The sequence below is a fragment of the Colwellia psychrerythraea genome (assembly GCF_000764225.1).
Taxonomy (GTDB): Bacteria; Pseudomonadota; Gammaproteobacteria; order Enterobacterales; family Alteromonadaceae; genus Colwellia; species Colwellia psychrerythraea_D.
Genome location: NZ_JQED01000056.1, coordinates 180,464 through 193,348 on the forward strand (window position 1 = coordinate 180,464; position 12,885 = coordinate 193,348).

The window sequence follows — 12,885 nt, forward strand, 5'->3', positions numbered from 1 at the left end:
GCTGCTAGATAAAGAGGATTAACAAACTTATGCTTATTGAGGAAAGTAATCTAAAATGGCTGTTTACGAAGGTTTTACTAAGATATTTACGGAAATATGTTATGAGTAATCTTTGGTTTTTATATCCACAGAAGCTGTGAGTATGGTTGTGGATAAGTCTTTGTGTGTTGCTTTATCTATTGTTTATAAAGGAAAAAATCAGTAGTACATTTTTTGTCTAACAAGTGTTTAGATATAAATTAATAAGATAATTGATCAAAATACTATGTTGACCATCTTTATATGTGAAATTATAGATTTGATACGGTTAAACCTTCAAAAATAAAGTTTAACCGTGAGTTAATGTAATAAAAGCCTAACAAGGTTTGCTGTTACATTGTTGCCTGTATTGCGGTTAAGGCAATGGTATAAACAATATCATCAACTAAGGCACCTCGAGATAAGTCATTAACGGGTTTATTCATACCTTGTAACATTGGTCCAATACTTACTAAATCAGCAGAACGTTGTACTGCTTTATAAGTCGTGTTACCTGTGTTCAAGTCAGGGAAGATAAATACCGTTGCTTTACCTGCTACAGGACTATTAGGTGCTTTTTTCTTGGCAACATTCTCCATAATAGCGGCATCATACTGAAGTGGCCCATCAATAATTAAGTCAGGTCGCTTAGCTTTAGCAATTTCAGTAGCCTTCGCTACTTTTTCTACATCAGCACCATGTCCTGATTTTCCAGTGCTGTAACTAATCATGGCCACTCTTGGTTCAATATCAAATGCTCTTGCTGAATCCGCAGATTGAATGGCAATATCGGCTAATTGTTCAGCGTTAGGCTCAGGATTTATAGCACAATCACCATAAACCAGTACTTGATCCGGTAACAACATAAAGAAAACCGAGGAAACTAATGAGCTTTCTGGCGCCGTTTTGACTAATTGTAAAGCAGGCCTAATTGTATTTGCCGTAGTATTGACTGCGCCTGAGACAAGACCATCTACTTGGCCAAGTTGCAACATCATCGTCGATAAAACAACATTATCTTTTAAATTTTCTAAGGCGATAACATCCGTTAGACCCTTATTTTTTCGAAGTTCGACCATAGGTCCAACATAGTTTTCTCGAATGGAGTTGGGATCTGTTATCAATAAGTTATCAGGCAGATTAATACCTTGATGTTCGGCAATCTGTAATATCTCTTCCTTGTTACCGATTAGTTGGCAGCGGGCAATATTACGTTCACAACAAATTGCAGCAGCTTTAATGGTTCGTATATCGGTTCCTTCCGGTAAGACGATTAACTTATTTGCACGGCGAGCGAGCTCGGTTAATTTATGTCTAAAAGCAGGCGGAGATAATAAGTTATAGCTATTGTTTTTCGAGGTTAAACTTTCAAGCCAACTAGTACTTAAATTATCAGCAACATGCTGTTTTACTTTATCTTGTCTCTGGATATCATCTTGTGGTATTTCAGGATTAAAGCCCATAATATGACGTGATGTTTGCCATGTGTCCCAAGGTACTGATAAAACGGGTAAACCAGCATCAAGTGCTTGTTTACATAATTCCCAGACTTGCTCTGACGGTTCAAAACCATTGGTTAAAATCAAACCACCTAATTTAGTACCATTTAAGGCAGATAAACAGGCGGCAATAATAATATCAGTACGGTCGCCAGGGGTAACAATGAGTCGACCGGGCACTAAGTAACTTACCAAGTTTGAAACGGTTCTGGCACAAAATGCAACACTACGAAAACGTCGATGTTCCATGTCGCCATTATTAATCACTTTCGCTTCAAGGTAGTTACTGATATCGCAGACACGTGGAGCGATGAGATCTATTTCCCACTGAACTGTGCCAAGTAAATCAAAATGTCTGCCTTTAAAAATTGATAAATCTAACCAATGATTTAAATTAAAATCATTTTCTATAGCTTCTTCTTTTGGTAGTAAACCAAATTCTTCTTGATCTGGGCAATTCAGTTTGTTGATTACACAGCCAATAAGGTGATGATTCTTGATTCCACCATAGGTTTCGGCACTCACTTCAAGTCTATCTTCAAACTCTTCTGCACTGTCATTGCCAGGGCTAGCAACCAAAACAATATTTGCACCAAGTGCTTGAGCTACATCACGATTAATACGACCAGCATAAGGCTGTCTTGGTGTAGGCACTAAGCCTTCAATAATAATAACATCGTGATCTGCTTCAAATTCATTAAAATTAGCAACTATTTCTTCTAAGACGACATCGTGAAGACCATCCCCCATTTTACCTTCAACATAACTTAACGATACACTCGTACTGTTTTGAGATAGACTAATGGCATCTATGGTTTTATTTTTCTTAGCTAAGCTATTACGCGAAGGTTGGCTAATGGGTTTGAAATGTCCTACTTTAATCCCTTTTTGCTGACAAGCATGCAATAAACCTAACGATACGCTGGTTAAGCCGACACCTGATCCAACAGGGATTAACATAATTCTATGTGGCATAAATTAAATCCTACTTATCTGTTTATCTATTTGGCTAAATTTGAAAGTAACTGGGCAGACTGTTCGGCAATGACCCATTCTTCGTTTGTTGCAATAACCCAACAAGCTCTAGAATCTGCAGCAGCAATATTGCCAGAAGCACCAAAGCGAGTGGATGCATTTTTCTCTTCATCTATTGAAAAGTTTAATAATGCCAATTGCTTAACAATTTCAGTACGTACCCAACTCGAGTTTTCTCCGATACCGCCAGTAAATATAAGTCCATCTAATTGCGTCAAGCTGGCACTATAAGAGGCAATTGTCTTGGCTATGCGATAACAGAAGACGGTTAATGCTAAGGTCGCTTGAGCATGATTACCCGCTAACATAGCTTCTTCCAAAGTCCGCCCATCATTGCTTAAGCCAGAAATGCCTAATAAACCACTCTCTTTATTGACTAATTTATCAACCTCAGCAATTGAGTAACCTAGATTCTCGACTAGATGAAAAATAATACCAGTATCGAGATCGCCACAGCGGGTACCCATAATTACCCCTTCACCAGGTGTCATACCCATACTCGTATCAACACTTTCACCATTTTTAATAACGGTGACACTACAACCGTTGCCTAAATGGGCGCTGATTAAATTACACTGCTCAAACGGTTTATTTAATTGCTCTGCTGCTTGTTTGGCCACAAAGTAATGACTCGTACCGTGGAAGCCGTAACGTCTTATGCCATGCTCTTTGTACAAAGAATAGGGAAGGCCATAAACATAAGCTTTATCGGGCATACTTTGATGAAATGCTGTATCGAAAACGGCAACTTGTGGTAAATCTTTAAAGGCTGTTTGGCACGCTTTTATTCCAATTAAATTAGCAGGATTATGCAATGGTGCAAGTTTTGCTAATTGTTCAATTGCTTGCTCAACCTCTTGGGTAATTAGTGTTGGTTGTGAATATTGTTCACCACCATGAACCACACGGTGGCCAACAGCGGTAATATCTTTGACTAAGTCAAGTTGTTGTAGTTGCTCTACTAAGACAGAAAGTGCTGTTTGATGATTAAACGGCTCGGGTAACTTATGGGCCTGTTTACCTCCGTTTATTTTGACAATGATTTTAGCATCTGAAGTGTGTAGGCACTCAGCTAAGCCTGATAAAAGTGTTTCACCGCTTAGTGGTTTTATCAAAGAAAATTTAACAGAAGAGCTGCCACAATTGATTACTAAAGTTGCACTAGTACTTGCAGGCTCTGTGCCGAAGGGGGTTTGTTGAGTCATGTTTGTTATCTTTTAAAATTGAAAAGTTATCGAATAATTATAGCAATAATAATATTGTCGGCATTATATCGATGCTGTTAAGTAGAAATCTTGATGCAATGCAATAAAATGATTTATTTTACCCTTTAATGATTGTTATTCGTAATAAAAGTGTAGTTATATCTACAGTTGTTGTTTAATTAGCCGTACTAAACAAGCCGTATGTGTCAGAGTTCGTTTAGAATGCTAGCGGGTATAGAGACTAGCTGCTATAGTAATGGTATGAATATCTCAGTAGTACAACTCATTAAATTGGGTCAAAAATACCTATCTCTTTGGCCAGACAAACCCGAATTATCTCAGTATTTTGAAGATTATCGAGGTGTGCAAAGTGCGCGATTTGTTTGCCGATATTTTCCTGCTTTAGCCATGTTTACTTTTATAATGCAGTTATATGTTGCTTCAGGCTATCCCCTTGGACAAGGCTCTATTAGTAATGCACTAAACGCGCTACCTCAAGCACTTGTTTATGGGTTGTTCTTAATAAGTATACCTGTCCAAGCCCTAGTTTTTTCAGGGGTTAAAGCTGATAAGTTATTACCACCATCTCTAGCCTCTTGGTATCACAGCGGTTTAGAAAAGGTCCAACAGCAAGTCGCTGAGCAAAGTCAGCGTAACAATAACGATAACAACAATACCGCTATTGCAAAATTAGCGAAATATAAACCTCGGTATATCGATCTTGCTCAGCTTTTACAGTTAACATTCGCTACAACAAAGTAGTTAACCTGAGCTCGGCTTAATAAATTATTCTCTAGCAACTACTTTTACTGACTTCTGCGTTAAATTCACTTGCAATAGACTCGCTATTGACGCGTCAATTTGCTTTGAATTAAGCAAAACTATCTAGCCAGAGATACATTGAAATGTTTAATCTATATATTTCAGTAAGTTAAAGGTATCTTAAACCGAGTTCAGGTTAGTTAACCTAAAGCTTAATGTGTCTTTTGATACAAACGTAAAACAAAGTCTGCTTGGCAGTTAAATTGTTTTTGTTGTTTCAATTGCTCAATTACTTCTTCGCTGGCTTTAAAGGCAAAGGGCGTCATCGCTAACAAGTTTAATACATCATTACTGTCAGTGAAATTCATCGGGTAATTTAGTCGTTGTTCTTCAACTAAGGTTAATTGCTCAATGACTTGCTTAGTCGTATCATGCTTATTGGCTTGGCGATATATCATCGATTTAAGTTCAAATAAATGATTGTCGGCGGGAGTCACCGTTAAAAAATAGCCATTTTTTTGCAAAATACGGCTAAATTCATTTTCTAAAATGGGGGCATAGACACTATAAACCCAGCCAAATTGCTCATTGGCGTAAGGTAAATCAGAGAGAGTAGCGACGCTAAAAAAGCAATTTTGATAACGTTTTGCCGCAATCTTTATAGTTTCTTTAGCAATATCTACACCGTATACAGTGTTATGCTCAGTTTTATGTTGATGAGTGTAAAAACCTTCACCACAACCTGCATCAAAAATGGCTGCTTTTTTATCGCCATATTTTTGGTATAACGCAAGCATACTGTCTACTAAGGGTTGGTAATACCCCTTATCTAGAAACGCGCGTCTAGCTTGCACCATTGCTTTGTTATCGCCGGGCTCTTTGGAGTGCTTAAATTGCACTGGCAATAAGTTTACATAGCCTTGTTTTGCTTGATCAAAGCTATGATTATTATCACAACGGTAAGTCTTTTCTGTGAGCATTAAAGCTTGCTGGCAAAGAGGGCAACGGTATTGGGCTATTTCTTTAGTAGAGATGTCAGTATGCATTAACAATAAACCTTATGAAAATGTTGACCAAATAGGCGCATGATCTGAAGGCTTTTCAATACCACGTAATTCGTAATCTATATCAGCTTCAATGCATTGCTCGGCCATATTTTTGGTTGCTAATACCACATCAATACGAAGACCACGATTGTCATCAAAACCACGCGATCGATAATCAAACCAAGAGTAACGCTCAGTAGTATCGGGATGTAATTGACGGAAAGTATCAACAAAGCCCCAATCCATTAACCTTGTTAACCATTCTCTTTCTTCAGGTTGGAAAGAACATTTACCGCTTTTTAACCAACGTTTACGGTTGACTTCGCCAATACCTATATCAAGATCAAGTGGTGAAATATTGATATCACCCATCACTACAACATTTTCGTCTTTCACATGATTGTCATTAAGGTAAGTCATTAAATCTTTATAGAATTTTCTTTTATAAGGATACTTTGTTTCGTGGCTAATATTTTCGCCTTGTGGAAAATAGCCATTTAATACGGTTACTTGCTCACCTTTGTCATCGGTTGTTGTCACCATAATCATTCGACGTTGAGCTTCATCATCATCGCTAGGAAACCCACGTTGTACTGACTGAGCTTCTTTTTTACATAACATAGCAACGCCATAATGGGCTTTTTGACCATGAAAATAGACATGGTAACCCATAGCTTCAACCGCCTCTTGTGGGAAAGCTTCATCATGTACTTTAATTTCTTGTAAGCCAATAATATCAGGTTGATGCTTATCGATAATCGCTTGCAGTTGGTGAAGACGAGCTCGAAGGCCGTTAATATTAAAAGAGATAATTTTCATAGTATTCCTAAAGGCGTTTAGCTAACAATACTCTTAAGTATTGTTTGGTAATATCATTCGCAAAAAGAAGTGTGTACTGTCTTATACGAACAGCTACAAAGTAAGGCAATGATCTTGCGTGTTTATCTTACTTCTCGCAAGTTTTATTTTTCACACCCTGTTATAAAATGTAATTTATTCGTAACAACTGGTAGAGCCTATTGTTTAACCGTAATAACTTGTTTAAGCTAACCCTAAATGAGTAGCACACTATTGAAAACTGTTAATACAGTTATTAAAACAGTTATTTATCAATTTACATTAAGAACACGTAATAAATAAGGAAATGAACATGCCAGATAGTAACTCAAGCGTAAAAAAAATATTATTGGTTGAAGATGACCGTCAACTGTCCGATTTAGTCACTGATTTTTTAACAAGTGAAGGCTTTCATGTTAAACAAGAGTTTCGTGGTGACACAGTTGCCAAACGAGTGAAGCTATTTTCTCCAGACCTTATTATTTTAGATGTCATGTTGCCCGGTAAAGATGGTTTTGGTGTTTGTCGTGATTTACGTCCAGATTTTAATGGCCCAGTCTTAATGTTAACCGCCAAAGGCACTGATTTTGATCAAGTACTTGGTTTAGAAATTGGTGCTGATGATTATGTGATTAAACCTGTAGAGCCTCGTGTTTTACTCGCACGAGTCAATGCTTTGTTGCGCCGTGGAGAATTGCCAAATCAGAGTGAAGAAAAAGGTGAGATCACCTGTGGTAGCTTATATATTAATAAAGCGTCTCGTAAAGTGACTTTACAAAATGAAAATGTTGACTTAACTAGCCAAGAATTTGATTTATTATGGTTACTAGCAGGTAAGTCGGGTGAAGTGCAAAATCGAGATTATATTTATAAAGCGGTAATTGGTCGTGAATATGATGGGTTAGACAGAAGTGTTGATGTGCGAATTTCTCGTTTACGTAAAAAACTACATGATAGTACTGATACGCCATTTAGAATCAAAACAATTTGGGGTCAAGGTTACTTATTTGTTCCTGATGCTTGGAACTAGTTTTCGAGCATTATATTACTGCGAAGATATACAGAATATATTAAGGCTTTGTTTCCCCATACGGTCGGAATAACAAAGCCTTTTTCTTAAGCTCATTTATACTACATTTTCTTGAATAAGGTGCGTTGATGAAGTTAGGTCGTTCGTTTTTCAATCTCTATTTTTTTATTATCTCCACATTTATCATCTTTTCTTGGGCACTGGATGAAGTATGGAACTCGTATCTTGAGCAAGATATAGAGTCTTATACGGGTTATAAAACCTTGATGATGGCTACAGGTGACTATGTTCAAAAGCACCCTAAAGAAGAATGGGAAGAAATAATTGCCGGTGCAGCCAAACGGTGGGAGTTGCCTTTAAAATTAGTCTCTCTAGCTGAGGTCGAAGCCATAGATCACACAGATCACAATGCTTTACCGCACTCAAATGCACATATTTATTATTTTGACGACCAAGTAATTATTCATTATTTACTCAAAGATAGTGAGTCAGTCATAACGTTAGGCCCTGCGAAAATGCCAACAAGGCCAAGAGTCAAAGCGACTTACCGGGTTATGATTTTAGCGACCTTTGGTATTGTTATTTTCATTTGGTTATGGCCTATGTCTCGCGACTTGGAACTGCTGAAAAGAGCAACAAGAGATTTTGGTCAAGGACAGTTTGATAGTAAGGCACCCGCGGCCAAATCAACCATGATAGCGCCTATGATAGCGTCTTTTAATATGATGGCAGCAAGAATAAAGCGACTTATTGAAGCACATAAAGAGTTAACTAATGCGGTTTCACATGAATTAAGAACCCCCTTAGCACGGACTAAATTTGCCTTACAAATGTTAGACTCAATCAAAGATGACGAAAAGCGTGCCAAATATCAAAAGCAAATTAGTAATGATGTTTGTGAGCTGGAAGAATTGATCAATGAAATGCTTATTTACGCTGCTTTTGATAACGACAAACCAGAACTTAATTTTACCAGCACTAATTTGAATGATTTAGTGAAATTCCAAATAGCCAGTCATGACCAATTTGTTAACTCGATAGAACTTGTTAACACTATGCCGGACAGCTACGTTTGTTGTGACGGCCACTTTATCGATAGGGCGGTAAATAACTTTATCAGTAACGCTATTAAATACGGTAATGATAAAGTCAGGGTTACTCTTGCTATTGAGAATGACCAATGCATTATCTGTGTGGAAGATAATGGTGATGGGGTCTCAGATGAATTCAAACAAGTCATTTTTGATGCGTTCTCACGTGGAGATCAATCAAGAAACCGTGAAACAGGTGGGTTTGGCCTTGGGTTAGCGATTGTAGCTCGTATTATGGAGTGGCATCAAGGTCACGCCTCTATTGGAGATAGCGAACTTGGTGGCGCAGCGTTTACATTGACTTGGCCTGTAAAAATGAGTTAGTTCACCTTTGAGTTAACTCGATATTCTAGGGTAATAATTGATTAAATAATTACCCTAGGATTTATTGTAAATTTTTTGCCTTTTTGACTAAATGTTTTTTATATTCAGCCGATAACTTAATTATCAAAGCACCGATAAATAAGTGAATACGCATTGACAGTAGAGCTTTCACAACAGTTTTCAACAAATAACACCTCACAGAGTAATGACGTGATAAAGAACAGTGCAGGGCTTTTAGCCGCTGATTTTTCATCGACTAACGTTTTACTTCATGAGTTGCAGCTTGGTGAGCAACTAAATGAAAGTGTTGAACAAACTCGTCGTGCTGACTTTAGCTTGATGTTGGCTATGTTAGCGGAAGATGTCCGTGAACAAAGCCAATTTTTGTTACCGAAAACACAAGAGGTAACACCTGCTGATTTGTCGAATGTTGCTTTGAGAAAACAATTTAATCTCCCGGAACGAGCTGCATTAGCATTAACCACGCCGAATGATGTTTCACAATTTAATCAGGCTCAATCTCTTGTCGATAATGACCTTGCTAATATACATTTAACCAATGCTATGATGCCGAAACCGTTAGCGTTTCGTGATGATAAAAAACATATTGAAACGCAAGTGTTGGAAAATACAAGTTTATTTACTCAGATAAAACATAAACAAGCAGCTAAAGCATGCCAAATAAAGTGTAGTCAATTAGCACAAAATCAATCTACTGCTGCAATTGAAACAGATAAGCCGCTTAGTCAGCCTTTAAACTTTAATGCTAAAGCATGGTTAGACGGCATTCAACAGTCTTTAGTTAAAGCACCACTACTAAACTGAATAATACCAAACGGATTACTTAGCACAGCAATGTTTAAATTTTTTGCCTTTTTTTACTGACCAAGCTGTTGGATAATTATTGCATGGGCAAAGGTCATTACGGTTAACTTTCCGAATTTCATTGTGAACAATAATCTGACCATCAATATAGCGCCACTGATTTTGCTCCATGGTGAAGTTAGACTTTTCCCTCAATTCACATAACGTATTATCAACTATGTAGTAAGCTGAAAACTCTACGGTAGTCTCGTCACTGTGATGGATAGTTAATGCTATCCAACTACATTCGTCTGCCCATGATTGGATTTCATTGATAGATTGTTTCAATCTTTGTGCAGTGCCATAAGTTTCAAATATATATTGGCCATTTTTTGTTGCATAAGCACTAAAACGTGAGCGCATTAACAGCTCTGGCGTTTTAGCTAGAACTTGTTGTGTAATGTAAAGTTGGCAACAAGCATTAAATGACAAAGAGGAACCGCAAGGGCAAAGCATAACAATGTGTCCATTGATGATATTATTTGTAAGTCGTTTATCTTACCGTGTTTTTAACGCAGATAAAGGGCAATTGGTCGTTTTCTTTAACACATTTTATTCTTATCAATTAGGATAACGGGTCTATTTCAAGGGTCACCAGTGTTATTATTCGAGTATAGTTAACGTAGCGACTCGCCATTCATTCTTAACATAAGAACTCCACAAAAGAATTTATTTTATGAAAATACAAATTATTGCCGCAGCACTGAGTTTTTCATTAGCCGCTTGTAGTAATACACAACTTAATGAGCAGCTCAATACAAGCGTACCAGCGAAAGTTCAAGGTGCTGTAGCAACCAGTGCACAAGCTACAGATACCATCACTTTAAAACAAATAATGGCAGATCCAGATTGGTTCGGACGAGCGCCAGAATCTTGGTATTGGGGCGATGATAGTAACACTGTTTATTATCAACAAAAGCAAATAGGTAATCCACTACGTGATTTGTACGCGGTAAAATTATTGAAGAATAATGAAACTTCACAAGTAGATTTATCAAGTAAACATAAAATTGCCGATCAAAATGGACTATTGAATCAAACGAGAACACGTAAAGTGTACACCTTCAATGGTGATGTTTTTGTAAAAACGCTTGCCAATGACGAAGTAAAACAACTTACTTTTACTTCGAGTACTGAGCGAAATGCAGTCTTTTTGACTAATGACAATATTGCATATCAAGTGGGCAATATTTTTTATGCACATAATGTACAAACTGGACAGATCAAAGAACTGGCTAATTTAAAAATGTCAGAAAAACCTACTGGTATCCAGCCCCCTAAAAGTTACTTAGCAGTAGAGCAACATAAGTTAATTGACTATATGGCCTTACAACAACGTAACAGTGAATTAAAGCAGACGCAAAAAGAACGTTTGGCGAATGAAAACCAAACAATTCATGATACTAAGTTTTATTTTGGCAAAGGCAATAGAGTAGCACATGCTAGTTTATCTCCTGCAGGTGACAAACTGTTGGTGAGTATCACCTCAGCAAAATCAAGCCGTAATAAATCAGATATCATGCCTAATTACATTACCAAAGATGGTGTAATCGCAGCAGAAAAGGTTCGAGCTCGTGTTGCCAACAATAGACAATACCAAGAACAGTTATTCCTACTTGATTTAGCTACAGGAAAACAGCAAGCCTTAAGATATGATAACTTACCGGGCTTTGATGATGATGTCTTAGCAAGCGTAAAAACTGAGAACTTTGCTCGTGAAGGCAAAGTATACAAATCAGAGAAAAAAGCGCGTAATATTCACGTACTTCAAATGGTTAATCCAATAAAATGGAGCGATGACGGTCAACAGCTCGCGTTAATGTTAGAAGCTTGGGATAATAAAACCCGCTGGTTAACCTCTGTTGATTTTGTAAAAAATGAACTGGTGACTCAACATAAGCTGCATGACGATGCTTGGATAAACTGGAGTTTTAATGAATTTGGTTGGTTAAATGCTAGCTCAACGGCAAGCCTTTACTATTTATCTGAAGAATCAGGTTACTCTCATCTATATCATAAAGAGCTCGATGCAAAGGCGGTTAAATTAACCTCTGGTAAGTTTGAAGTGAGCAGTGTAACACCCATGCTCGATAGCCAACGATTCATTTTTAAAGCGAATAAAAAGCATCCTGGCATTTATGAAATATACCAAGTAGATTTAGCTAAAAAATTAATCGCCTTGACTGATTTAGGTGGAACAAATGATTACACTCTAAGCCCTGATGAATCAAAGCTGTTGATTGAACATTCTACCGTAACAATGCCGCCTGAACTTTATGTACAACGCTTAAAAGCGGGTGATGTTGCGCAACAAATAACCCATACTGTATCTGAGCAATTTCTCGCGTTACCTTGGACCGCTCCTTCTGTTATAGCCATTGAGTCGAGCAAACAAAAAGCGCCTATATACTCAAAAGTGTACTTTCCTAAAAACTTTGATAAGACCTCAGAAAAAAATCGAGCGGTCATGTTCACTCATGGCGCGGGTTATCTGCAAAACTCTCATTTAGGGTGGTCTGGGTACTTTCGTGAATTTATGTTTCACTCTATGTTAGTACAGCAAGGATATGTAGTTATTGATATGGATTACCGAGCATCTGCAGGTTATGGACGAGAGTGGCGTACCGCTATTTATCGTCACATGGGTAAACCTGAAGTAGAAGATATGCGTGATGGTGTTAATTGGCTAATAGAAAATGCCAATGTTGATGCGAAACGTGTAGGAACATACGGTGGCTCATACGGCGGTTTCTTAACATTGATGTCAATGTTCACTGACCCTGACTTATTTGCTTCTGGTTCAGCGATCCGTTTAGTATCTGATTGGGCATATTACAACCATGGTTATACTTCAAATATTTTAAATACACCACAAGATGATGCAATCGCATATGAACGCAGTTCGCCTATTTACTTTGCAGAAGGATTGAAAAAACCACTATTGATCAATGCTCCTATGGTGGATGATAATGTGTTTTTTGAAGATACGGTTCGCTTAGTTCAACGTTTGATTGAACTGGAAAAACAAGATTTTGAAACGGCGATTTACCCAGTAGAGCCACATGGCTTTGTCCAACCAAGCTCTTGGTTAGATGAATACCGTCGTATTTATAAATTATTTGAGAACACTTTATAATATTTATTAGTCTGTTCGGCTTACCTAACTTTTATATA

Annotated in this window: 10 protein-coding genes; 5 read left to right on the forward strand and 5 right to left on the reverse strand. The window is 37.5% G+C overall.

The annotated features are described in order from the left end of the window. Positions 1–371: 371 nt before the first annotated feature. The gene (pta, locus tag ND2E_RS00580; RefSeq protein ID WP_033095928.1) at positions 372–2,492 is read right to left on the reverse strand and encodes a phosphate acetyltransferase; all 2,121 of its coding nucleotides are present in this window, start codon (positions 2,490–2,492) and stop codon (positions 372–374) included. 26 nt (positions 2,493–2,518) lie between these two features. Next, positions 2,519–3,757 carry an acetate/propionate family kinase gene (locus tag ND2E_RS00575; RefSeq protein ID WP_052057082.1) on the reverse strand — a complete coding sequence of 413 codons (1,239 nt, stop codon included), beginning with the start codon at positions 3,755–3,757 and terminating at the stop codon, positions 2,519–2,521. Between the two features lie 261 nt (positions 3,758–4,018). On the opposite strand from ND2E_RS00575, the gene yfbV reads away from it, so the two are divergent. Further along, on the forward strand, positions 4,019–4,519 hold the full coding sequence (gene yfbV, locus ND2E_RS00570) for a terminus macrodomain insulation protein YfbV (protein WP_223303721.1): 501 nt from the start codon (positions 4,019–4,021) through the stop codon (positions 4,517–4,519). Between the two features lie 212 nt (positions 4,520–4,731). On the opposite strand, the gene rlmA is transcribed toward yfbV, so the two are convergent. Further along, positions 4,732–5,565: a 23S rRNA (guanine(745)-N(1))-methyltransferase gene (gene rlmA / locus ND2E_RS00565; RefSeq protein WP_052057084.1), complete on the reverse strand. Its 834-nt coding sequence runs from the start codon at positions 5,563–5,565 to the stop codon at positions 4,732–4,734. A gap of 12 nt (positions 5,566–5,577) precedes the next feature. Beyond that, positions 5,578–6,384, reverse strand: coding sequence for an exodeoxyribonuclease III (gene xthA, locus ND2E_RS00560; protein WP_033095930.1), 807 nt, complete (start codon positions 6,382–6,384; stop codon positions 5,578–5,580). A 331-nt stretch (positions 6,385–6,715) separates the two neighbouring features. Between xthA and ND2E_RS00555 the strand changes: the two genes are divergently transcribed. The 3 genes from ND2E_RS00555 (at position 6,716) to ND2E_RS00545 (ending at position 9,672) form a co-directional block, all read left to right on the forward strand. Beyond that, positions 6,716–7,432 carry a response regulator gene (locus ND2E_RS00555; RefSeq protein ID WP_033095931.1) on the forward strand — a complete coding sequence of 239 codons (717 nt, stop codon included), beginning with the start codon at positions 6,716–6,718 and terminating at the stop codon, positions 7,430–7,432. 128 nt (positions 7,433–7,560) lie between these two features. Then, the gene (locus ND2E_RS00550) at positions 7,561–8,847 is read left to right on the forward strand and encodes an ATP-binding protein (RefSeq protein ID WP_033095932.1); all 1,287 of its coding nucleotides are present in this window, start codon (positions 7,561–7,563) and stop codon (positions 8,845–8,847) included. A 153-nt stretch (positions 8,848–9,000) separates the two neighbouring features. Continuing rightward, positions 9,001–9,672: a VC2046/SO_2500 family protein gene (locus ND2E_RS00545; protein WP_223303723.1), complete on the forward strand. Its 672-nt coding sequence runs from the start codon at positions 9,001–9,003 to the stop codon at positions 9,670–9,672. A 15-nt stretch (positions 9,673–9,687) separates the two neighbouring features. On the opposite strand, the gene ND2E_RS00540 is transcribed toward ND2E_RS00545, so the two are convergent. Next, positions 9,688–10,167, reverse strand: a complete 480-nt coding sequence (locus tag ND2E_RS00540; protein ID WP_033095933.1) for a YchJ family protein — start codon at positions 10,165–10,167, stop codon at positions 9,688–9,690. A gap of 220 nt (positions 10,168–10,387) precedes the next feature. Between ND2E_RS00540 and ND2E_RS00535 the strand changes: the two genes are divergently transcribed. Next, a complete protein-coding gene (locus tag ND2E_RS00535; protein WP_033095934.1) occupies positions 10,388–12,847 on the forward strand; it encodes a S9 family peptidase in 2,460 nt (819 codons plus the stop codon). Positions 12,848–12,885: the final 38 nt, after the last annotated feature.

What these genes read in the sequence shown, in the direction of transcription:
- ND2E_RS00555 (WP_033095931.1), top strand. Translation starts at nt 6,716, where the DNA reads ATGCCAGATAGTAACTCAAGCGTAAAAAAAATATTATTGGTTGAAGAT.
- ND2E_RS00575 (WP_052057082.1), bottom strand. Translation starts at nt 3,757, where the DNA reads ATGACTCAACAAACCCCCTTCGGCACAGAGCCTGCAAGTACTAGTGCA.
- pta (WP_033095928.1), bottom strand. Translation starts at nt 2,492, where the DNA reads ATGCCACATAGAATTATGTTAATCCCTGTTGGATCAGGTGTCGGCTTA.
- yfbV (WP_223303721.1), top strand. Translation starts at nt 4,019, where the DNA reads ATGAATATCTCAGTAGTACAACTCATTAAATTGGGTCAAAAATACCTA.
- rlmA (WP_052057084.1), bottom strand. Translation starts at nt 5,565, where the DNA reads ATGCATACTGACATCTCTACTAAAGAAATAGCCCAATACCGTTGCCCT.
- ND2E_RS00550 (WP_033095932.1), top strand. Translation starts at nt 7,561, where the DNA reads ATGAAGTTAGGTCGTTCGTTTTTCAATCTCTATTTTTTTATTATCTCC.
- xthA (WP_033095930.1), bottom strand. Translation starts at nt 6,384, where the DNA reads ATGAAAATTATCTCTTTTAATATTAACGGCCTTCGAGCTCGTCTTCAC.
- ND2E_RS00540 (WP_033095933.1), bottom strand. Translation starts at nt 10,167, where the DNA reads ATGCTTTGCCCTTGCGGTTCCTCTTTGTCATTTAATGCTTGTTGCCAA.
- ND2E_RS00535 (WP_033095934.1), top strand. Translation starts at nt 10,388, where the DNA reads ATGAAAATACAAATTATTGCCGCAGCACTGAGTTTTTCATTAGCCGCT.